Annotated in this window: 20 protein-coding genes and 1 tRNA gene; 18 read left to right on the plus strand and 3 right to left on the minus strand. The window is 72.3% G+C overall.

Features of this window, described 5'->3' with window-relative positions:
• Positions 1-20: 20 nt before the first annotated feature.
• The gene (locus tag QOL15_RS05410; protein ID WP_071245819.1) at positions 21-620 is read left to right on the plus strand and encodes a TetR/AcrR family transcriptional regulator; all 600 of its coding nucleotides are present in this window, start codon (positions 21-23) and stop codon (positions 618-620) included.
• A 79-nt stretch (positions 621-699) separates the two neighbouring features.
• On the opposite strand, the gene QOL15_RS05415 is transcribed toward QOL15_RS05410, so the two are convergent.
• Positions 700-1,734: a cation diffusion facilitator family transporter gene (locus QOL15_RS05415; RefSeq protein WP_071245821.1), complete on the minus strand. Its 1,035-nt coding sequence runs from the start codon at positions 1,732-1,734 to the stop codon at positions 700-702.
• A 258-nt stretch (positions 1,735-1,992) separates the two neighbouring features.
• Between QOL15_RS05415 and ileS the strand changes: the two genes are divergently transcribed.
• The 5 genes from ileS to QOL15_RS05440 are packed head-to-tail and all read left to right on the plus strand — an operon-like array spanning position 1,993 to position 8,534.
• Positions 1,993-5,262, plus strand: a complete 3,270-nt coding sequence (gene ileS, locus QOL15_RS05420; protein WP_071245822.1) for an isoleucine--tRNA ligase — start codon at positions 1,993-1,995, stop codon at positions 5,260-5,262.
• Positions 5,259-6,806, plus strand: coding sequence for a folylpolyglutamate synthase/dihydrofolate synthase family protein (locus QOL15_RS05425; RefSeq protein ID WP_175473796.1), 1,548 nt, complete (start codon positions 5,259-5,261; stop codon positions 6,804-6,806). Before ileS ends, QOL15_RS05425 begins: the two co-directional genes overlap by 4 nt.
• A complete protein-coding gene (locus tag QOL15_RS05430; protein WP_065960221.1) occupies positions 6,803-7,219 on the plus strand; it encodes a DUF4233 domain-containing protein in 417 nt (138 codons plus the stop codon). Before QOL15_RS05425 ends, QOL15_RS05430 begins: the two co-directional genes overlap by 4 nt.
• A gap of 32 nt (positions 7,220-7,251) precedes the next feature.
• Positions 7,252-7,671, plus strand: coding sequence for a nucleoside-diphosphate kinase (gene ndk, locus QOL15_RS05435; protein ID WP_065960223.1), 420 nt, complete (start codon positions 7,252-7,254; stop codon positions 7,669-7,671).
• A gap of 14 nt (positions 7,672-7,685) precedes the next feature.
• Entirely contained in the window at positions 7,686-8,534 is an 849-nt protein-coding gene (locus QOL15_RS05440; RefSeq protein ID WP_083393843.1) for a thioredoxin domain-containing protein, read from the plus strand.
• An 87-nt stretch (positions 8,535-8,621) separates the two neighbouring features.
• Here QOL15_RS05440 and QOL15_RS05445 read toward each other — a convergent pair whose 3' ends face one another.
• Positions 8,622-9,224, minus strand: coding sequence for a vitamin K epoxide reductase family protein (locus QOL15_RS05445; RefSeq protein WP_253181549.1), 603 nt, complete (start codon positions 9,222-9,224; stop codon positions 8,622-8,624).
• 359 nt (positions 9,225-9,583) lie between these two features.
• Here QOL15_RS05445 and QOL15_RS05450 point away from each other — a divergent pair, with 359 nt between their 5' ends.
• Positions 9,584-12,598 (plus strand): Rne/Rng family ribonuclease, encoded by a 3,015-nt coding sequence (locus QOL15_RS05450; protein WP_071245825.1) that lies wholly within the window; start codon positions 9,584-9,586, stop codon positions 12,596-12,598.
• Between the two features lie 157 nt (positions 12,599-12,755).
• Positions 12,756-13,688 (plus strand): hypothetical protein, encoded by a 933-nt coding sequence (locus QOL15_RS05455; protein WP_305405529.1) that lies wholly within the window; start codon positions 12,756-12,758, stop codon positions 13,686-13,688.
• 116 nt (positions 13,689-13,804) lie between these two features.
• Here QOL15_RS05455 and QOL15_RS05460 read toward each other — a convergent pair whose 3' ends face one another.
• The gene (locus QOL15_RS05460) at positions 13,805-14,077 is read right to left on the minus strand and encodes a DUF4031 domain-containing protein (protein WP_065960231.1); all 273 of its coding nucleotides are present in this window, start codon (positions 14,075-14,077) and stop codon (positions 13,805-13,807) included.
• Between the two features lie 178 nt (positions 14,078-14,255).
• On the opposite strand from QOL15_RS05460, the gene rplU reads away from it, so the two are divergent.
• The 10 genes from rplU (at position 14,256) to QOL15_RS05510 (ending at position 21,992) form a co-directional block, all read left to right on the plus strand.
• Entirely contained in the window at positions 14,256-14,564 is a 309-nt protein-coding gene (rplU, locus tag QOL15_RS05465; protein WP_065960233.1) for a 50S ribosomal protein L21, read from the plus strand.
• 14 nt (positions 14,565-14,578) lie between these two features.
• Positions 14,579-14,830, plus strand: a complete 252-nt coding sequence (gene rpmA / locus QOL15_RS05470; protein ID WP_065960235.1) for a 50S ribosomal protein L27 — start codon at positions 14,579-14,581, stop codon at positions 14,828-14,830.
• 215 nt (positions 14,831-15,045) lie between these two features.
• A complete protein-coding gene (gene obgE / locus QOL15_RS05475) occupies positions 15,046-16,560 on the plus strand; it encodes a GTPase ObgE (protein ID WP_071245827.1) in 1,515 nt (504 codons plus the stop codon).
• Positions 16,561-16,609: 49 nt separating this feature from the next.
• The gene (gene proB, locus QOL15_RS05480) at positions 16,610-17,428 is read left to right on the plus strand and encodes a glutamate 5-kinase (RefSeq protein WP_065960240.1); all 819 of its coding nucleotides are present in this window, start codon (positions 16,610-16,612) and stop codon (positions 17,426-17,428) included.
• 180 nt (positions 17,429-17,608) lie between these two features.
• Complete coding sequence (locus tag QOL15_RS05485) at positions 17,609-18,874, plus strand: glutamate-5-semialdehyde dehydrogenase (RefSeq protein ID WP_065960241.1); 1,266 nt, start codon at positions 17,609-17,611, stop codon at positions 18,872-18,874.
• Positions 18,875-18,917: 43 nt separating this feature from the next.
• Complete coding sequence (locus QOL15_RS05490) at positions 18,918-19,118, plus strand: hypothetical protein (RefSeq protein ID WP_065960243.1); 201 nt, start codon at positions 18,918-18,920, stop codon at positions 19,116-19,118.
• Between the two features lie 11 nt (positions 19,119-19,129).
• Entirely contained in the window at positions 19,130-19,729 is a 600-nt protein-coding gene (gene nadD, locus QOL15_RS05495; RefSeq protein ID WP_065960247.1) for a nicotinate-nucleotide adenylyltransferase, read from the plus strand.
• The gene (locus QOL15_RS05500) at positions 19,726-21,210 is read left to right on the plus strand and encodes a hypothetical protein (protein ID WP_071245829.1); all 1,485 of its coding nucleotides are present in this window, start codon (positions 19,726-19,728) and stop codon (positions 21,208-21,210) included. The genes nadD and QOL15_RS05500 overlap by 4 nt, the downstream gene beginning before the upstream one ends.
• 182 nt (positions 21,211-21,392) lie before the next feature.
• Positions 21,393-21,785, plus strand: coding sequence for a ribosome silencing factor (gene rsfS / locus QOL15_RS05505; protein ID WP_071245831.1), 393 nt, complete (start codon positions 21,393-21,395; stop codon positions 21,783-21,785).
• Between the two features lie 134 nt (positions 21,786-21,919).
• Positions 21,920-21,992: transfer RNA gene (locus QOL15_RS05510), tRNA-Ala, on the plus strand.
• Positions 21,993-22,106: the final 114 nt, after the last annotated feature.

Below are 22,106 nucleotides of genomic sequence, written 5' to 3' on the forward strand. Positions count from 1 at the left end.
TCTAGCGGTTGAATGAGCGCATGGACGAGACGATGCGCCGTGGTGGCCGCCCCCGACGCTCCAGCGCCGAGGTCCTCGCCGACGCGGCCGCCGAGCTGTTCCTCGAGCAGGGCTACGCGCGGACCACGGTCGACCACGTCGCGGCCCGCGCCGGGGTGAGCCGCGCCACGTTCTTCAACTACTTCGCGTCGAAGTCCGACGTGCTCTGGCTCGAGCTCGACGCCGCGGTCGCGTCGCTGCCCTCGCACCTCGCCGCGTCGACCGAGCCATCGGCCGTGCGGGCCGTGGAGCAGGCGCTGCTCGCGACCGCACGGGCCCACGACCCGGAGCGGGTGCCGTGGGCGATCGCGCAGGCCGAGGTGATGGGCATCGGCGACGAGCTCGTCGCGAGCGTGGCTGCCCGGGTCACGGCGCAGCACGCGGCCGTCGCCGCGTTCGTCGGGGGACGCACGGGGGAGCACCCGGCGTCGCTCTGGCCGCAGACCGTCTCGGGCGCGATGCTCGGCGCTGCCGCGGCGGCGTTCGGGGTCTGGGTCGCGGACGGGGTCGCCCGCCGCCCGCTCGTCGAGTACGTCGGGGCGGCGCTCACCCCGGTGGCCGCGGGCCTCGACGCGCGCTGAGCCGCGGGGGCCGGTAGCCGGCTCGGACGGTCGGAAGGTCGGACGGACCGCCGACCACCCGGGCCGCGGTCGCCGGTCGTCACTCGGTCCGCAGCGTCCCCGCACCGCCCGCGGCGACGTCCTCCGCCGTGCCGTCCCGCACGGTCGCGGCCACCGGTCCACGGTTCCTCCCCGCGAGGGACTCGTCGCCGGGCAGCGACAGCGTGAGGATCGCCTCCTCGATGTACTCGCTCGTCTCGAGGGACGCCTCGACACGACGCAGCCGCACCGCGACGTGCTCCTCGTCCTCGTTGCCCTCCAGGTCGACGGCCGCGACCAGGAACACCCGCGAGGGCCCGACGAACTCCAGGTGCAGGTAGGTGACCCGCTCCACCTCGTCGCGCCGCAGCAGCTCGGTGAGCACGGCGTCCTCGAGCTCGGGGGAGGTCGCCTCGCCGAGCAGGAACCGGCGGTTGCGCTCGATGAGCACGATCGCGACGACACCGAGCAGGACCCCGACCGCGATCGACCCGACGGCGTCGAACACCGCCAGTCCGGTGAGCTGGTGCAGGAGCACGCCGAGGAACGCGATCACGAGCCCGACCAGCGCCGCGGCGTCCTCGGCGAAGACGGCCCGGAGCGTGGGGTTCGACGACTGCAGCACGTGGCGGAGCACGGGCACCCGGCGCTTCGTCGCGGCACCGTGCGCCTGCCGGTAGGCCTGCACGAAGCTCGTGCCCTCGAGCACGAACGCGATGCCGAGCACGACGTAGTTGAGGACGACGTCCTCGGCGGGCCCGGTCTCGCCGAGCTCGGTGATCCCGTGCCAGATCGACACGACGGCCCCGGCGGTGAACAGGCCGAACGCGGCGAACATCGACCAGATGTACGTCTCCCGGCCGTACCCGAGCGGGTGCTTCGTGTCGCGCTGCTTCGCACCGCGCCGTTCGGCGACGAGCAGGAAGACCTCGTTGCCGGTGTCGGCCCACGAGTGTGCGGCCTCCGCGGTCATCGACGCCGACCCGGTGAGCACGGACGCGATCGTCTTGGCGACGGCGACGAGCAGGTTGGCGGCGAAGGCGATGACGACGGTGAGCAGGGACTCCGGACGGTCCTGCTTCTCAGGTTCGGGCATCCCTCCAGCATGCTCGGCGTCCGGTAGACTCGCCCGGACAGGCGTCGAACCGGCCATCACCGGTGAGCCTCCGGAAGAACGCGGCAGCAGCACGGCCGTCAGTAGAACCGGGCGGACCGGGCCGCACCGCACCCGGACAACGAGCGGTCGTCGGCAGCACCAGCACCGACGGCAAACGAGGTGGTACCGCGGAGCAGTGCTTCCGTCCTCGTGGAGATCGACCGAACCCCCAGTTCCGTCCGACCACAGGAGCCCCCGGTGCGTTACCCACTGAACCGACCCGCTGACGACACGAGCGCGGCCGGCGTCACCCCGTCGCCGTCCTTCCCCGCCGTCGAGCAGGGGATCCTCGCGTTCTGGAAGCGCGACGACACGTTCCAGGCGTCCATCGACCAGCGCGAGGGCTGCACCGAGTGGACGTTCTACGACGGCCCGCCCTTCGCGAACGGCCTGCCGCACTACGGGCACCTGCTGACCGGGTACGCCAAGGACGTCTTCCCGCGCTACCAGACCATGCGCGGCAAGCAGGTGCACCGCCGGTTCGGCTGGGACACCCACGGGCTCCCCGCCGAGCTCGAGGCGATGCGGCAGCTCGGGATCACCGAGAAGCGCGAGATCGACGAGATGGGCGTGGACGTCTTCAACGCCGCGGCCAAGCAGTCGGTGCTCCGCTACACCGACGAGTGGCAGGCGTACGTCACCCGTCAGGCGCGCTGGGTCGACTTCGAGGACGACTACAAGACGCTCGACGTCACCTTCATGGAGAGCGTGCTGTGGGCGTGGAAGCAGCTCTGGGACAAGGGCCTCGCGTACGAGGGCTTCCGCGTGCTGCCCTACTGCTGGAACGACCAGACGCCGCTGTCGAACCACGAGCTCCGCATGGACGACGACGTCTACCAGATGCGGCAGGACCAGTCGGTGACGGTCACGTTCCCGCTGCGCGGGGACCGCGCCGAGGCGCTCGACCTGGCCGGCGTGCGGGCACTCGCCTGGACGACGACCCCCTGGACGCTGCCGACGAACGCCGCGCTCGCGGTCGGTCCGGAGATCGCCTACGCGGTCGTGCCGGCCGGGCCGGGAGGCGCGGCTGACGGTGGCGACGCCGGTTCCGCCCGGTACCTGCTCGCGTCCGACACCGTGGCCGCGCACGCGAAGGACCTCGGCTACGAGTCGGCCGACGACGCGCTCGCCGCCGTGCTCCGCACGGTCGCCGGCGCCGAGCTCGACGGCGTCGCCTACGAGCGCCTGTTCGACCACCTCGCCGACCAGGAGGGCTACGAGCACGCCTGGCGGATCCTCGTCGCCGACTACGTCGAGACGGGCGAGGGCACGGGCATCGTGCACCAGGCCCCGGCGTACGGCGCCGACGACCAGGAGGTCTGCGCCGCGGCGGGCATCCCCGTGGTGCTCTCGCTCGACGAGGGCGGCGTCTTCACGTCGCGGTTCGGCGAGGTCGCCGGCATGCTCTGGTCCGATGCGAACAAGCCGCTGACCAAGGCCGTGCGCGAGGCCGGTCGTCTGCTCCGCCAGGCCTCGTACGAGCACAGCTACCCGCACTGCTGGCGCTGCCGCAAGCCGCTCATCTACAAGGCCGTCTCGTCGTGGTTCGTCCGCGTCACGGCGTTCCGCGACCGCATGGGCGAGCTGAACCAGGACGTCAACTGGGTGCCGGACAACGTCAAGGACGGCCAGTTCGGCAAGTGGGTCGGCAACGCCATCGACTGGTCGGTGTCGCGCAACCGCTACTTCGGCACGCCGATCCCGGTCTGGGTCTCGGACGACCCGGCGTACCCGCGCCAGGACGTCTACGGCTCGCTCGCGGAGATCGAGCGCGACTTCGGTCGGCTCCCGCTGAACGCGGAGGGCGAGGTCGACCTGCACCGCCCGTTCATCGACGAGCTGACCCGACCGAACCCCGACGACCCGACCGGGCGGTCGACCATGCGCCGGATCACCGACGTGTTCGACGTGTGGTTCGACTCGGGCTCGATGCCGTACGCTCAGGTGCACTACCCGTTCGAGAACCGCGAGTGGTTCGACAGCCACAGCCCGGCCGACTTCATCGTCGAGTACATCGGGCAGACCCGCGGCTGGTTCTATGTCATGCACGCGCTGTCCACCGCGCTGTTCGACCGCCCGGCGTTCCGGAACGTCATCAGCCACGGCATCGTCCTCGGCTCGGACGGCCAGAAGATGTCGAAGAGCCTGCGGAACTACCCGGACGTGTCCGAGGTGTTCGACCGCGACGGCGCCGACGCCATGCGCTGGTTCCTCATGTCGTCGTCGGTGATCCGCGGCGGCAACCTCGTCGTCACCGAGGAGGGCATCCGCCAGGGCGTCCGCGAGTTCCTGCTGCCGCTCTGGTCGACCTACTACTTCTTCACCCTGTACGCGAACGCCTCGGGGGAGTCGGGGTACCAGGCAACGCGGCGCACCGACAGCACCGACGTGCTCGACCGGTACCTGCTCGCGAAGACCCGTGTGCTCGTCGAGGACGTCACGACGCACCTCGACGCGCTCGACACCCCGCTCGCGGCGCAGGCCGTGCGTGACTTCGCCGACGTCCTGACGAACTGGTACGTCCGGCGCTCCCGCGACAAGTTCTGGCTCGGTGCCGGCTCCTCGCCCGAGGCGCAGGCGGCGTTCGACACGCTGTACACCGTGCTCGAGACGCTCACCCGCGTCGCCGCACCGCTCGCACCGCTCGTCACCGAGGAGGTCTGGAAGGGCCTGACCGGTGGGCGCAGCGTGCACCTCGAGGACTTCCCGGACGCCGCCGAGTTCCCCGCCGCCGACGCCCTGGTCGCGGCGATGGACCGCGTCCGTGACGTCGCGTCGAAGGGCCTCGCGCTCCGCAAGGCGACCGGCAAGCGCGTGCGGCTGCCCCTCGCGACGCTCACCCTCGTGGTGCCGGACCCGGACGCGATCGCGGCCTTCGCCGACATCCTGCGCGACGAGCTCAACGTCAAGCGCGTCGTCCTCGAGCAGCAGGAGGAGTCCTCGCTCGGCCGGTACGGGATCGAGCGGAAGCTCACCGTCAACGCCCGCGCCGCCGGTCCCCGCATCGGCGGGCAGGTGCAGCAGGTCATCCCGGCCGCCAAGCGCGGTGACTGGGTCGCGACCGACACCGGCGTCACCGTCGGCGGTGTCGACCTGGTCGAGGGCGAGTACTCGCTCGACCTCACCGTGGCGGACGACTCCGTCGCGGTGGCGTTCCTCGACGGCGGCGGATTCGCGGTGCTCGACACCGTGACGACGCCGGAGCTCGAGGCCGAGGGGCTCGCACGCGACGTCGTCCGCGCCGTGCAGCAGGCCCGTCGCGACGCCGACCTCGACGTCAGCGACCGCATCACCCTGACGCTCGGTGTCGACGCGACCGCGGGTGCCGCGGTCCGGGCGCACCAGGAACTCATCGCGGGGGAGACCCTCGCGACGACCGTGCACGTGGCCGAACGTGCCTTCGCCGACGGCGAGGGCACCGACGTCGGTGCCGCAGCGAAGGTGTCCGTGGAGGTGGCACGCGCATGAGCGACAGCAACCAGTACGACAGCGACCAGTACGACGACCAGTACGACGACGAGCACGACGACGATCGTCACGACGAGTCCGACGGGTCCGGCGGGCACGCCGACGGCTCCGTCGCCGACGGCGGCGCCGACGGCGTCGCGATCCCGGTCGGCCCAGCGGGCGACCAGGCCCCCGGCGCCGCCCTGCCCTACGGCGGGGACGACGACGAGGTCCGGCGGGTCGAGGCGGCCCTGTACGCCCGGATCGGCGAGCAGGCCCCGGAACGCCGGCTGCACGCCACCCGGCGCGCGGTCGAGCTCCTCGGCGACCCGCACCTCGCGTACCCGGTCGTCCACCTCACCGGCACGAACGGCAAGACCTCGACCGCCCGGATGACCGAGAGCATCATCCGCGCCCACGGCCTGCGCACCGGGCTCATGACGAGCCCGCACCTGGTGTCGATCCGGGAGCGCATCGTCATCGACGGCGAGCCGATCGAGCCGGCGCGCTTCGTCGAGAACTGGGACGACATCACCCCGATCCTCGAGATGACCGACGCCGAGCTCACCGCGAAGGGCGAGCAGCCGCTGACCTTCTTCGAGGCGCTGACCGTCCTGGCGCTCGCGTGCTTCGCCGAGGCCCCCGTCGACGTCGCCGTGATCGAGGTCGGCATGGGCGGCGAGTGGGACTCCACGAACGTCGTGCAGAGCCAGGTCCAGGTGATCACCCCGATCGCGATCGACCACGCCAAGCAGCTCGGCGGCACCGTCGCTGAGATCGCCCGCACCAAGTCGGGCATCGTCAAGCCGTCCTCGGCGGTCGTGTCGAGCGCGCAGGCGCCCGAGGCGATCGCCGAGCTCGAGCGCGCCGCCGAGCTCACCGAGTCGACGCTCACGGTCGAGGGCACCGGGTTCTCGGTGCTCGACGTGACCCCGGCGGTCGGCGGGCAGCTCGTCACCGTGCAGGGCATCGCCGGCCGGTACGACGACCTGTTCCTGCCGCTCTTCGGGCGCCACCAGGCGCAGAACGCCGCCGTCGCGATCGCCGCGGTCGAGTCGTTCCTCGGCCGCGGGTCGCAGGCCCTCGACGAGGACGTGCTGTCCGAGGGCCTTGCCGGCACGACGAGCCCCGGCCGTCTGCAGCCGATCGCGCAGGAGCCGACCGTCGTGGTCGACGCCGCGCACAACCCGCACGGTGCCCGCGCACTCGCCGCGGCGCTGCCCGTCGCGTTCCCCTCCGGGCACGTCGTCGGCGTCGTCGGGATCCTCGCCGACAAGGACGCCCGCGGGTTCGTCCGCGCGCTCCGGGACACCGTGCAGACGTTCGTCGTGACGCAGCCGCCGGGGGAGCGCGCGCTCGACGCGGACGCCTTCGCCCGGGTCGTCGTCGCCGAGGTCGGCGAGGACCGGGTCGTCGTCGAGCCGTCGCTCGCACAGGCACTGCGGGAAGCCCGCGACCTCGCGGACGAGGCGGACGCCGAGGACGCGCTCGTGCTCGTCGCCGGGTCGGTCGTCATGGTGGGCGCGGTCATGGACCTGGTCCACTCCGAGGGGGAGGCGAAGTGACGGACGCACCACGGGCCTCCCGACCGGGTCGCCAGCCGCGCGTGCGGAAGCCGCGACGCGACCGCGGAGCACGGGAGAGCCTGCTGTCGATCGCCCTCGTGCTCGAGGCGATCATGTTCTTCTTCCCGATGCTCGTCGTGTACGGCAAGGGCACGCTCCCGCCGCTCGCGGCGTTCGGCGGCGGCATCGCCGCCATCGTCGTCCTCACAGTCGCCTCACGCCTGACCGACAAGCCCGCCGGTGTAGTGTTCGGGTGGCTGCTGCAGGCGGCCATCCTCGCCACCGGCTTCATCGAACCGTTCATGTTCGCGGTCGCGGTGGTGTTCCTGGCGCTGTGGGTCTTCTGCTTCGTCAAGGGCGGTCAGCTCGACCGTCTGAACGCCGCGCGCCGGGCCGCCGCGGGCGAGGGCTGACCCCCACATCGACCACGAAACAGGAGACCTGCGTGTCCGATCTCGAAGAGACCCTCGTCCTCGTCAAGCCCGACGGCGTCGCCCGCCAGCTCACCGGTGAGATCCTCCGCCGGATCGAGGCCAAGGGCTACGAGATCGTCGACCTGAAGATGCTGACGGCGCCCCGCGACCTGCTCGACCAGCACTACGAGGAGCACCAGGGCAAGCCGTTCTTCGAGCCGCTCGTCGAGTTCATGCAGTCCGGCCCGGTCGTCGCCGTGCGCGTCGCCGGCAACGCCGCGATCGCGGGCTTCCGCTCGCTCGCCGGCACCACCGACCCGACCACCGCCGCGCCCGGCACCATCCGCGGCGACCTCGGCCGCGACTGGGGCCTCAAGGTGCAGCAGAACCTGGTGCACGGGTCCGACAGCCCCGAGTCCGCCGCGCGCGAGCTCGCGCTCTGGTTCGCCTGAGACGGGGAGACGACGTGACGAACAACGACCGACCGACCAAGAACGAGCGGCGCCAGCACGCGCGTGAGGTCGCCCGGCAGCGCGCCGACGCCGAGAAGCGCCGCAAGCGCCGCAACAAGTGGTTCCTCCAGGGCGGCATCGGCCTGGGCATCGTGGCGGTCGCGGCCATCGTCGCCATCGTCGTGGTGAACGTCAACAGCGGCGGCAGCACCTCGGCCGCTGGCCCGAAGAACATGGTCACCGGCGGCATCCAGTTCACCGGCGGCAACGGCGCGATGGCCCCGGTCACGACGAAGGGCGTCCCCGCCGACGGCACCCCGTCGCCGGTCGCCACCGCGAACGACGACGGCACCGTCAAGGTCGTCGAGTACGTCGACTGGGCCTGCCCGGTGTGCAAGCAGTTCGAGACCACCTACGGCGACCAGGTGAACGACCTGGTCAAGGACGGCAAGGCGACCCTCGAGGTGCACCCCGTGTCGATCCTCGACCGCAGCTACCTCGGCTCGCGCTACGCCAGCCGTGCCGCGAACGCCGCCATGTGCGTCGCGAACTTCGCCCCGGACAAGTTCCTGTCGGTGCAGCAGCAGTTCTTCGAGAAGCAGCCCGAGGAGGGCACGAAGGGCCTGACGAACGCCGAGATCGCCGACCTGGTGAAGGCCGGCGGCGCCACCGGTTCCGACATCTCCGAGTGCCTGTCCAGCGAGCACTACAAGGGCTGGGTCACGAAGTCGACGAACGAGGTCCTGCAGGACTCCTCGGTCGCGGGCCCGCAGGGCTTCGGGACGCCGACGATCCTCGTCAACGGCAAGCGCGTGGACAGCCTGACCGACGTCGTCTCGACGATCGAGGCAGCGGCGAAGTAACGCCCCACCACCGACGACGCCCCCGCTCCCGACCAGGGAGCGGGGGCGTCGTGCGTCGAGCGGACGCGTCGACCGCGGTCGCAGCCGTCAGAGCGTGCTGAGCACCCGGGGGAAGACGACCAGGATGCAGACGACGACCACCGCGTAGTTCGCGAGCACGAACGCCCACGAGAACGGCAGCAGGGTCCGGCCCGTGCGCTGCAGCCCTGCACCGAAGCGCCCCTGGGCCGCGTTCCAGATCGTGAAGACCCAGAACATCGGGATGGTCATCGACCAGACGAGCAGGCACCACGGGCACAGGTAGCCGATGACCCACACGGTCTGCGTGAACAGCCAGGTGACGAACACCCAGGCGAGGAACACGCCCGCGTTGAACGTGATCCAGAACCACCGGTGGCCGTTCCGCATGCCGGCGAGCAGCATCACGCCGACCGCGATCGGCGCGACGAAGCCCATCACGCCGATGAGCGGGTTCGGGAAGCCGAACAGCGACCCCTGCCAGCTCGTCATGACCTGCGAGCAGTTCACGAACGGGCTGACGTCGCAGCTCAGGACCGCCTGCGGGTTCTCGTACTTCTGGAACTCGTCCAGCACCAGGCGGAAGGCGGCGTACAGCGCGACGGCGCCGGTGACGATGAGGAGGACCGCCATCGCGATCGGACGACGGTGCGTGGTTGCGCTCGTGCTCACCGCGTCATCTTCGCACGCCCGTTCCGGCCCTTCCCTGGCAGGGCGTGCGACAATGGCCGAGTCGCGCGGTCCGACCGTGCGACGAGCAGAGCTTCCCGGGCCCAGCCCGGGCAACAGGTGCGGTGAGAGCGCACCGTGACCGGACGTGCGTCACTCCGACGCCGAATCCGCGTGGACCGGGTGTCCGCCGCGGAACCGGCGCGGACCGTACGAAGATGACGGACACCGGTCACAAGACAGCGACGACGGGGGCGTGGACGCCGCTCGTCACAACCGAAGGTTCCCGTGCCCGACAGGGTACGAGCAGAGTTCCCGCCGCCCGTCAGGGCGCGAGCGGGGTCAAGGAGTGCACCAGACCAATGGTGGAGCAGAACACCGACAACACGACCAACGACGACGCCACGCCGAAGCGCCGCGGCCGCCTGTTCGGCAGCCGCCGAGCGCGGTCGGGCGGCCTGGAGGCCCGTGGCGACGTCGACCGGACGACGACCGACACCGACGGGGTCACCCTCCCCGCCGACGCGGCGACCGACGAGCGCGTCGCGTCGCCCGACACCACCGCCGCTGACGCGGCAGCGGTGCAGGACGGGACCGAGGCACCGTCCTCGGTCGTGGCGCAGGACGGCACGACCGTCCCGGTCGCGGTCGACCCGGTCGCCGCTGCGTCCGGTGAGCCGCACGACGTCTCGACGCTGACCGGGGACCTGCCGGTCGTCGGGGCGGCGTCCGACGGCGTGGGCAGCGACGGCGTCGACGCCCTCGTCACCGGTGCCGACGCGCACGGGGCGCAGGCCGCCGGGACGCAGGACGAAGCAGGTGCGACCGCTGCCGACCCGACCACCGCCGGGGGCGACGTGCCGGACGACGCGGGGCGCGCCTCCCGTCCGGACGCCGCCGTGCAGACGGCCGACGCGTCCGACGACGCGTCCGACGAGCCGTTCGTCCCGCGGGCCACGAGCACCCTCAGCCTGATCTTCCACGCGCCGGTGCTGCCGGAGGTGCCCGTCCGCGCCCCGCGCGACGAGCGGGACGACCGCGACGACGACGAGGACGACGACGAGCAGGGCGGCGGCCGTCGCCGCTCCCGCCGTCGTGGCACGAGCGCCGACCGCGAGCAGCGCGCGCCGCGCGACCACCAGGAGCCGCGCCGCCGCGAGCCGGAGCTCATCACCGAGCCGCAGCGCATCAAGGGCTCGACCCGCCTCGAGGCGAAGAAGCAGCGTCGCCGTGACGGTCGCGACGCCGGTCGTCGTCGCCAGGTGATCACCGAGGACGAGTTCCTCGCGCGCCGCGAGAGCGTCGACCGCCAGATGATCGTGCGGTCCAGCTCGTCGAAGATCGAGATCGGTGTGCTCGAGGACAACGTCCTCGCGGAGCACTACGTCACGAAGTCGCACAACGTCTCGCTCATCGGCAACGTCTACCTGGGCAAGGTCCAGAACGTGCTGCCCTCGATGGAGGCGGCGTTCGTCGACATCGGCCGCGGGCGCAACGCGGTCCTCTACGCGGGCGAGGTCGACTGGGCGTCGGTCGACACCGGCAACCACGGCCGTCGCATCGAGGCCGCCCTCAAGCCGGGCGACAAGGTGCTCGTGCAGGTCACGAAGGACCCGGTCGGCCACAAGGGTGCCCGGCTCACCAGCCAGGTCTCGCTGCCCGGCCGCTACCTCGTGTACGTGCCGAACGGCTCGATGAACGGCATCTCGCGCAAGCTGCCCGACACCGAGCGTGCCCGGCTGAAGAAGATCCTCAAGGAGGTCCTGCCCGAGCACGCCGGCGTCATCGTCCGCACGGCCGCCGAGGGCGCGACCGAGGAGCAGCTCACCCGCGACGTGCAGCGCCTGACCAGCCAGTGGGAGGCGATCCAGAAGAAGGTCGCCGGGGGCCACGCGCCGGTCATGCTGCACTCCGAGCCCGACCTGCTCGTGAAGATCGTCCGCGACGTCTTCAACGAGGACTTCACGAAGCTCATCATCGACGGCGACGCCGCGCGCGGGGTCATCGAGGACTACCTCGACGCCGTCGCGCCGGACCTCAAGGACCGCGTCGAGCTGTACGACGGCCCGGACTCCTTCGAGGAGTACCGCCTCAACGAGCAGATCGCCAAGGCGCTCGACCGCAAGGTGTGGCTGCCGTCGGGTGGCTCGCTCGTCATCGACCGCACCGAGGCGATGACGGTCGTCGACGTCAACACGGGCAAGTTCGTCGGATCCGGCGGCAACCTCGAGGAGACCGTCACGAAGAACAACCTCGAGGCCGCCGAGGAGCTCGTCCGCCAGCTGCGTCTGCGCGACATCGGCGGCATCATCGTCGTCGACTTCATCGACATGGTGCTCGAGTCGAACCGCGACCTGGTCCTCCGTCGTCTGGTCGAGTGCCTGAGCCGCGACCGGACGAAGCACCAGGTCGCCGAGGTCACCTCGCTCGGCCTCGTGCAGATGACCCGCAAGAAGATCGGCGTCGGCCTCCGCGAGTCCCTCGACGAGGTCAACGCGCAGGTGAACGACAACAACGCCGACCCCGGTCCGACCAAGGGCCGTCGCAAGGCCCGGAGCACCGGCGGCAACGGCTCGGGCAACGGGTCGAACGGTGGGTCCTCGAACGGCTCGTCGAACGGCTCCGGCTCGAACGGTGGCGGCGCGGCGCACCAGATCACCGAGGACGTCAAGAACGCCCTGTCGCGCATCGCCGCCTCGACGCTGCCCCACGAGGAGTCCGACGCACCCCGGACCGGCATCGCGAACCCCCGCGGGGGAGCGGCCGCACCGGCAGCCGAGACTCCGGCGTCGCCCGCGTCGACCGCCACCCCGGTGTCCGCACCGGACGAGGCCGACCAGTCGCAGGGCCAGGCGCACGGCGGCGAGCAGCCGTCCGGCAAGCGTCGTCGTCGCCGCGGTGGCCGCGGTGGCAACGGCGCAGGCGGGACCGTCGGCGCCGAGCAGACCCCGGCGCCCGAGGAGCGTCCGGCAGCCACGTCCGGTCGGTCCGAGTCCACGCCCGCGGCACCGGCAGCCGAGCAGGCGCCCGCGCCGGTCACCTCGGCCTCCGCGCCGACCGCCGCCGCCGAGCCCGTCAAGGCCCCGGCTCGTCGTCGGGCGAGCTCGAGCGCCACGGTGACGCCGGCCGACACCACGGTGGCGATCCTGGACATCCCGGTCGCCGTCACGAAGCGCGAGCCCCGACCGGTGACCGGCGACGCCGAGTCCCTGCTCGACTCGGTGCTGCAGGCGCTCCCCGAGCCGAAGCAGCCCGGCCAGGGCCGCTCCCGCTCGCGTCGGGTCTCGTCGCCGAGCATCAGCGCTCCGGCCACCGCGGACACCGACACCGACACGGGCGACACGCCCGACGCCGGTGCCGTGATCGTGGGCAACTGACGTGACGGACCCGGCGGGCCCCGGCCGGCAGCACGACGCCGTGTCCCACGGAGCGGGCTGGGGACAGCCCGCTCCGGGGGACCGGATGCCCGCCGGGCCCACCGGGCGGGGTCGTCCGGCCGGTGACCCGCGGCGTGCCGTCGCACCCGGGGCCTCGGTGGCGAACACCACGAGTGCGCTCATCGCGGTCGTCTCGATCGTCCTCGTCGAGTTCGTCTCGGGCCTGGCGTCGCTGGTCGGGACGACCCTCGTGGTGCACCCGTTCGGCAACGCCGGCACCGGTGCGTCCCTGCTCGGCAGCTTCGTCACGGGCGTGTTCACCGCGCCGCTGCCGTACTACCTGGTCACCTTCCTCGCGCTCGCGTTCCTGACGCCGATCGCCCGCCGCAGCCCGCTGCCGACCGTGCTGGTCCGCGCGCTGCTCGCCGGCGCCGCCGGGACCGTGGCGCTCGTGCTCGTGGGGATGGCCACCGCGCTGGTCGACCTCGGCCGTCCCGGGGCGGGGGGCCGGACCGTCGCGGCCGTCGTCACGGGCCCGCTGGCGAACGGCGTGCCGTTCACCCTCATGCTGCTCGGCACCGCGACCGTCGCGTGGCTCTGGACCGGACGCCCGGGAGGCGCTCGTCCCGGTGCGCGTGGTGGCTCGGGGCGTCTTGGCACGGTGCGGCCCGCCGACGCGGTGCCGTCGGCGACGGTGCAGCAGCCGGGCCAGGCGTGGGGACAGCCGCAGCCTGGCCATCGACCCGCTCCGCAGCCCGGGGCGCAGACGTGGTCGCAGCCGGCGCCGCCGCAGCCCGGGACCCCGGCGTGGGTGCAGCAGGCGCCGGAGCAGCCCGGGACCCCGGCGTGGCCGCAGCAGGCGCCGCAGGAGCCCTCGTGGGGGCAGCAGGACCCGCAGCAGCCGTGGGGGCAGCAGGACCCGCAGCAGCCCGTACGGGGGCAGCAGACGCCGCAGCAGGCCCCGTGGGGCCAGGGCCCCGCGCAGGGGCCGCAGGGGCCGCAGGGGACGTCGCAGGCCGAGCAGGGGCAGCACGGGGCGCCGCAGCCCGAGCAGCAGCCCCGGCCCTGGCAGCCGCCGGCACCGCGCTGAGCACAGATCCGCACCCGTCCCGGCACCCGTTGGCGAGACGAGGCGAGGCGGAGCCGGACCGACGTGTCGGCGGTGCGCCGCGCCTCCCGGCCGACGCCGCGTGCCGGCCCGCGGTCTCAGTCGGCGCGCTTGTCGCGCTGCGCGACCCGCAGCCCGCTCGCGATCAGCCGGAGCACGAGCTCCCGACCGCTCACCGCGGTGGCCCCGGCCGCGACGAGTTCGTCGTAGCGCGCGAGGGGCACGTCGTAGTGGTCGTGGTCGAACGCACGACGCGGGATCCCGGCACGGTGCGCGAAGGCGTGGAGCTCGTCGTACGACGCGTCGCTGACCAGGTGGGACCACACCGTGTCGTGCGCGGGCCAGCTCGGCGGGTCGATCAGGACGGTCACGGATCGATCGTACGTGTGTCGCCGTTTGACCGGACCTAGGGGGATCGAGTATTCTCGACCCCTGGTGTCAGCGGGCCGTTCTGCCTGCGTCGCCGATCGGGCCCGGCCTACCGGGAGCCGCTCGTGCAGAAGTGGGCACCCGAGACTTCCCTCAAGCAGAGTACGTAAGGATTTCCACGTGGTTTACGCAGTAGTGCGCGCCGGCGGCCGTCAGGAGAAGGTCGAGGTCGGCACCATCCTCACGATCGACCGTGCCAAGGCCGACGACAAGGGCAACATCGACCTCGCGCCGGTGCTCCTCGTGGACGGTGACAAGATCACGTCGGCCGCTTCCGAGCTCGCCGGCGTCACCGTCACCGCACAGGTGCTCGAGGACCTCCGCGGTCCGAAGGTCGTCATCCAGAAGTTCAAGAACAAGACCGGGTACAAGAAGCGTCAGGGTTTCCGCGCTGAGCTGACCCGCGTCAAGATCACCTCGATCGCGTAAGGCGGGAGTAGAAGATGGCACACAAGAAGGGTGCGAGCTCCACTCGCAACGGTCGTGACTCGAACGCACAGCGCCTCGGCGTGAAGCGCTTCGGTGGCCAGGTCGTCAACGCCGGGGAGATCATCCTCCGCCAGCGTGGCACCCACTTCCACCCGGGCGCCAACGTCGGCCGCGGTGGCGACGACACGCTGTTCGCCCTCTCGGCCGGTGCGGTCGAGTTCGGCACCAAGGGCGGCCGCAAGGTCGTCAACATCGTCGCGGCGTAGTCGACGAAGCGTTCTCAGTTGGAGGGGCGGGCCGAGTGCCCGCCCCTCCTTCGCTTTCCGCGGGCCGACCTGTCCGCACCCTCGCGGGCACACCGGCCCGCACCCTCGCGGGCACACCGGCCCGCGCCCTCGCGGGCCGATCTGCCCGCACCTTCGCGGACACACCTGTCCGCACCCTCGCGGGCACACCTGCCCGCACCGTAAGGAGTGGAACCATGGCGACCTTCGTCGACCGCGTGACCCTGCACCTCACCGCGGGGAACGGCGGCAACGGCTGCGTTTCGGTCCGCCGTGAGAAGTTCAAGCCCCTCGCCGGGCCCGACGGCGGCAACGGCGGTGACGGCGGCGACATCGTGCTCGTGGCCGACCCGCAGGTGACGACCCTGCTCGGCTACCACCGCTCGCCGCACCGTTCCTCGAAGAACGGCCAGCCCGGCATGGGCGACATGCGCAGCGGCGTGAGCGGCGAGACCCTCGAGCTGCCCGTCCCGATCGGCACCGTCGTGCACGACGAGGGCGGCGAGGTGCTCGCGGACATGACCGAGCCCGGCATGCGCGTCGTCGTCGCACCGGGCGGTCAGGGCGGCCTCGGCAACGCGGCCCTCGCGACCACCAAGCGCAAGGCCCCCGGCTTCGCCCTGCTGGGGACACCCGGGTGGACCGGCGACGTCAGCCTCGAGCTGAAGACCATCGCCGACGTCGCACTCGTCGGGTTCCCGAGCGCCGGCAAGTCCTCGCTCATCGCCGCGATCTCGGCCGCGAAGCCGAAGATCGCCGACTACCCGTTCACGACCCTGACCCCGAACCTCGGCGTCGTCGAGTCGGGCGAGGTCCGCTTCACGGTCGCCGACGTCCCCGGTCTCATCGAGGGCGCGTCGGAGGGCAAGGGCCTCGGCCTCGAGTTCCTGCGCCACGTCGAGCGCTGCGAGGCGCTCCTGCACGTCATCGACTGCGCGACGCTCGACCCGGGCCGCGACCCGTTGAGCGACCTCGACGTGATCCTCGGCGAGCTCGAGCGCTACCCGGTCCCCGAGGGCCAGACCCCGCTGCTCGAACGTCCGCAGCTCGTCGCCCTGAACAAGGTCGACGTGCCCGAGGCCGCCGAACTCGCCGAGTTCGTCACGGCCGAGCTCGAGGACCGCGGCTACCGGGTGTTCCCGATCTCGACCGCGTCCCGCGCCGGCCTGCGCGAGCTGACCTTCGCGCTGGCCGAGGTCGTCGAGCAGGCCCGCGCCGCCCGTCCGGCCGTGCCCGAGCAGGAGCGCATCGTGCTCCGCCCGAAGGCCGTCAACGCGAAGCCCTTCACGGTCCGTGCCGAGGGCGGCGAGGAGCACCGCTTCTACCGCGTCCGCGGCGAGAAGCCCGAGCGCTGGGTCGTGCAGACCGACTTCACCAACGAGGAGGCGATCGGCTACCTGGCCGACCGGCTCGCCAAGCTCGGCGTCGAGGACGGCCTGTTCAAGGCCGGCGCGGTCTCCGGGTCGACGGTCGTCATCGGTGGCGACGGGGGCATGATCTTCGACTGGGAGCCCACGCTCACCTCGACCGCCGAGCTCATCACGAGCGCGCGTGGCACCGACTCCCGGGTGGGTGGGTCCTCGCGACCGACCCGCAACGAGCGCCGCGAGGACTACTTCGAGCGCATGGACGCCAAGGCGGCGGCGCGCGCCGAGCTCGAGCAGGAGCGCATCGCCGGCCTGTGGGCCGACGACGACGAGGACGGCCGCTGACGGCGGTCCGCCGACGCAGCAGCCCCGACCGACGAGGGACCGACGACCGATGACCGAGACGACCGACCGCGCCGACACCGGGGCCGTGCTGGAGCGGGCTGACGTCCCGCGTGCCCGGCGCCTCGTCGTCAAGGTCGGTTCGTCGTCGGTCAGCGGCGACGCGGCCGGCCAGATCGGCGCGCTCGTCGACGCCCTGGCCGCCGTGCACGCCCGGGGGACCGAGGTCGTGCTCGTGTCCTCGGGCGCCATCGCGACCGGGTTCCCGTTCCTCGGGCTCGAGGGCCGCCCGGACGACCTCGCGACCCAGCAGGCGGCCGCGGCGACCGGGCAGAACCTCCTGATGTTCCGGTACCAGAAGGAGCTCGACCGGCACGGCGTCGTCGCGGCCCAGGTCCTGCTCACCGCGGGGGACATGCAGAACCCGACGCACCGGGTGAACGCGCAACGGGCCGTCGACCGGCTGCTCGAGCTGCGGGTCCTGCCGATCGTGAACGAGAACGACACCGTGGCCACGCACGAGATCCGCTTCGGCGACAACGACCGGCTGGCCGCCCTCGTCGCGCGCCTGCTCGGTGCCGACGCGCTCGTGCTGCTCTCCGACGTCGAGTCGCTGTACACGCGGCCGCCGGAGCACCCCGACGCGCGGCCGATCCACGACGTCCCGTTCGGTGACGAGCTCGCCGGGGTCACGTTCGGCGCGTCGGGAGCGGCCGGCGTGGGTACCGGGGGAGCGGCCACGAAGGTCGCCGCTGCCCGGCTCGCCGCCGAGGCCGGCACCGCCGTGCTCGTGACCGCGACCGGCCTGGTCGAGCGCGCGCTGGCCGGCGAGCAGGTCGGCACCTTCTTCCACCCGGCTCCGCGGGGCTGACCCGACCTGGTCCACCGGTCGGGAGGCGCGGTGCGGCCGGAAGGGTCCGGTTCGTCGCGTGCGGGGTCGCGGCCACCTCGCGTGGCCGGCTCCTCCTCCACAGGGCGGCCTGGCACGGATGCCCTCCACCGGACCGACGCAGGAGGTCACGTCCGGCCCGTCCGCTCCTACAATCGGACCATGTCGCTGACCGCACCCGCCCCGACCCTCACCGACAAGCTGGTCGCCGCCCGCAGCGCGTCCACCGTGCTCGCGACCGCGACGACGTCGGTCAAGGACGCCGCACTGCGCGCGGTCGCGGCACGGCTGCGCGGGGACACCGACGCCATCGTCGCGGCCAACCACCAGGACCTCGTGGCGGGCGAGGAGAGCGGCCTGTCCTCCGGCCTGCTCGACCGTCTGCGGCTCGACGCCACCCGGATCGAGGCCCTCGCGGCAGCCGTCGAGCACGTCGTGGGGCTCACCGACCCGGTCGGCCAGCACGTCCGTGGGTCACGACTGCCGAACGGGCTGCAGCTGTCGCAGGTGCGTGTGCCCTTCGGCGTGGTCGGCGCGATCTACGAGGCCCGTCCGAACGTCACCGTGGACATCGCCGCGCTCGGCCTGAAGAGCGGGAACGCGGTGGTCCTGCGCGGGGGATCGGCCGCCCTCCGCACCAACGCGGTGCTCGTCGACACGGTCCGTGCCGCGCTCGGGTCCGTCGGCCTGCCCGAGGACCTGGTCCAGACCATCGACGAGTTCGGGCGTCAGGGGGCGACCGAGCTCATGCGTGCCCGCGGGCTCGTCGACGTCCTCATCCCGCGGGGGAGCGCGTCGCTCATCCAGACCGTCGTCACCGAGTCGCAGGTGCCGGTGATCGAGACCGGCGCCGGCGTCGTGCACGTGTTCCTCGACGCCTCCGCCCCCGAGGGCCGCGCGGTCGACATCGTGCTCAACAGCAAGGTGCAGCGGCCGAGCGTCTGCAACGCCCTCGAGACCCTGCTCGTGCACCGGGCGGCGGCCGAACGCCTGCTCCCGGTGCTCGCCGCGCGCCTCCGTGCCGCCGGTGTCACCCTCCGCGGTGACGACGCGACCCGCACGATCGTCCCGGGGGTGCTCCGCGCGACCGAGGCCGACTGGGGCACCGAGTCGATGGACCTCGACCTCTCGATCCGCGTCGTGGCCGACGTCGACGAGGCGATGGCGCACATCGCGCGGTGGTCGACGCACCACACCGAGTCGATCGTCACGGACGACGTCGACACCGCGGAGCGCTTCCTGGCCCAGGTGGACTCGGCCGTCGTGATGGCGAACGCGTCGACACGGTTCACCGACGGTGGCGAGTTCGGCTTCGGTGCCGAGGTCGGGATCTCGACGCAGAAGCTGCACGCCCGTGGGCCGATGGGGTTGCCGGAACTCACGAGCACCAAGTGGATCGTGCGCGGTCAGGGACAGATCCGCGGCTAGACTGGGCGGCGTCTTCCCCCCGATCGAACGGAGCACCGGTCCGATGACCTTCCTCGCTGAAGCCGCAGAACACTCCTCCGGGGTCCCCGCGTTCGTCTTCCCCATGGTCGCCGCGCTCTTCTTCACGTTCCTCGGGTTCGTGACCTGGAGCTTCCGCGACGTCGCGTACCGCCACTCCCAGAAGTTCGAGGCCACCCGCCACCACGAGACGGGTGTGGACGAGTTCGGTCACACCAAGCACTGACCTCCGGCTCGATGCTCGAGAGCACGGGGCGCCCACGCATCGGTGTGATGGGTGGCACCTTCGACCCGATCCACCACGGACACCTCGTGGCGGCGTCGGAGGTCGCGCGCGCCTTCGACCTCGACGAGGTCGTCTTCGTGCCCACCGGCCAGCCGTACATGAAGTCGGACGTCACGGACGCCGAGCACCGGTACCTCATGACGGTCATCGCGACGGCGTCGAACCCGATGTTCACGGTCAGCCGGGTCGACATCGACCGTCCCGGACCGACGTACACGGTCGACACGCTCCGTGACCTGCACGCGCAGCGTCCCGATGCCCAGCTCGTCTTCATCTCGGGCGCGGACGCCGTCCAGCAGATCCTCGACTGGAAGGACCACGATGGGCTGTGGGACCTGGCGCACTTCGTCGCGGTCACCCGGCCGGGACACGACCTCAGCATCACCGGACTGCCCGAACGCGACGTAAGCTTGCTCGAAGTCCCCGCGTTGGCGATATCGTCCACCGACTGCCGCGACCGGGTCAGGCGCGGGTCACCCGTGTGGTACTTGGTCCCCGACGGTGTCGTCCAGTACATCTCCAAGCACCATCTGTATCGGAGCGTTGCATGAGTTCGTCCGACGCGCAGCCGCCACTGTCGCGGCGCGAAGCGCGCGAGCGGGAGCGTGCCGCCGCAGCCGGTTCGCAGCCCGTCACGCCCCCGCCGACCGTCACGCCGCAGGCCGACCAGCCGAGCGAGGAACGCCGCCGCCCGGGTTCGCACGTCGCGCCGTCGCCCTCCGGGCCGGCGCAGCGGTCCGCCCAGGGCACGCCCGGTGCGTTCCCGCTCGCCCCGGCCTCCGGCGCCGAGGCGTCCGGCGACCCCTCGTCGTCCACGCCGTCACCCGCGAGCCCGGCACCGGCCTCGGCGACCGAGATCGTCCCCGGTACCGGAGGGCTGACGCGTCGTCAGCTCCGTCTGCGCCGTGAGGCCGAGGGACAGGCGGTCCAGCCCGTCCCGCTGCGGGCACCGACCCCGCAGTCGTCCGACCGCACCGTGCAGGACGTCCTCGGTTCCGTGGACCGGCTCGACACCGACGAGCCCCCGACCCCCGTGCGCCCGGCCTCGGCAGCACCCTCGCCGGCAGCTCCCGAGCGTGCGGCCGTCCCGGCGCCCTCGGCGCAGGACGCCCCCTCCGTGCCGTCGCCCGCGGCCCCCGTCGGCTCGACGCCGACCCCGTCGGTGCCGTCCGCCCCCGAGCCCGGGGAGACCGTCCGGCTCGACGCGGCCGCCGTCGCGCAGGCGACCGAGGCCGACGGTTCGCCGGACGACCTCGAGCCGCTCAGCGAGGCCGCGGCACACGCCGAGGAGCCCCGCCGGCACCGGTCCACGTGGTCGTCGCCCGACGAGGACGCTGACGCGGACACCGCCGACACCGCGACCACGCCCGGCACCGACCTGCCGACCTCGTCGACGCCGGTTGTGTTCCCGCTGTCGCTCGACGACGACACGAACGAGGTCCCGGTCCAGCGCCCGACCTCCGCGTCGGCACGCCCGGCCTCTGCCGACGACGCGCCCCGCGTGCCGGCCTCCTTCGCCCGTCCGGTCGAGCCGAAGCCGGTGACGACGGCGTTCACCCCGCCGGCCGGTCACTGGTCGCAGCTCGCGGACGACGCGAACGACGCCGAGGTGCACGACGAGGAGACCGGCACCCGCCGTGTCGCCGTGCAGAACACGAACTCGATCGTGCTCCCCGACTCCGCACTGGCCGACCCGACCGGCGCGCTGAACGCCACGGGCGAGGTGATCCTGACCGGGTCGATCGACCTGCCCGCGTCGCTGTCCTCGACCGGGTCGCACCGACCGATCGACGGCGCCGAGGTCGACCGTCTGCTCGAGCAGCACGACGAGCAGCCCGAGACGGACGCGAGCCCGGTCCGTGCGAGCCGCGCCATCTCCAGCCACACCTCGACGCGACAGGTCGTCCTCGCCGCCGCCAAGCCCAAGGAGTCCCGCACGCCGGTGATCCTCGGTGTGACGGTCGGTGCCGTGGGCCTCGCTGCGGCTGCGGTCATCATCGTGGCTCTGGTCACGACGCACATGGGCGGCTGACCGGCCGTTCCCCGTCCGGACCGCCCCGTGGTGGTCCGACCAGACGCACTCCGGTGGCGATCGACGTCGCCGGTCCGATCGTCCCCCGAGCCCGTTGCCTGGCCGCTGTCGGTGGGGTGGCCTATGATCGGGACCCATCACACGGGTCCGCACGCTGCGGGTCCGACGACCGGAAGGACTCCGTGACCGCCTCTCCCCGTGCAGTGGAACTCGTCCAGCTCGCCGCCCAGGCAGCTGACGCCAAGCAGGCCGAAGACCTCGTCGCCCTCGACGTGACCGCGCCGCTGCAGCTCACCGACGTGTTCCTGCTCGCGACCGGCCGGAACGAGCGCAACGTGCTCGCCATCGCGGACGAGATCGAGGACCGGCTCCTCGCCGACGGCGCCAAGCCGCTCCGTCGCGAAGGCCGTGCCGAGGGCCGCTGGGTGCTCATCGACTTCGGTGACATCGTCGTGCACGTCTTCCACGAGGAAGACCGCCAGTACTACTCGCTCGAGCGTCTCTGGTCGGACTGCCCGACCATCCCGCTCGAGCTGCCGGTGGACCAGTCCGCCGCCGCCGACCAGCCCGCCTGATCGGGCCACCACACGCGACGCGCCCGGGTGACGAGCTCGATTACGTCACCCGGCGTTCGCATGGTGTACGCTTCCATGGTGCCTCCGGTTCGGAGGAACACCACACGAGCAAGTGAGAACTTGCACCGTGACCTGGGTCTGTGGCGCAGCTGGTAGCGCACCTGCATGGCATGCAGGGGGTCAGGGGTTCGAGTCCCCTCAGATCCACCCACACCGGAACCCCGTCGCTCACGAGCGGTGGGGTTTCGTCGTTCTCGAGCGCCTGTCGTTCACGAGCGCCTGTCGCTCCCGAGCGCCTGTCGTCCCCGAGCTCCTGGCGTT

The sequence above is a fragment of the Curtobacterium sp. MCBA15_012 genome (assembly GCF_001864935.2).
Classification (GTDB): Bacteria; Actinomycetota; Actinomycetes; order Actinomycetales; family Microbacteriaceae; genus Curtobacterium.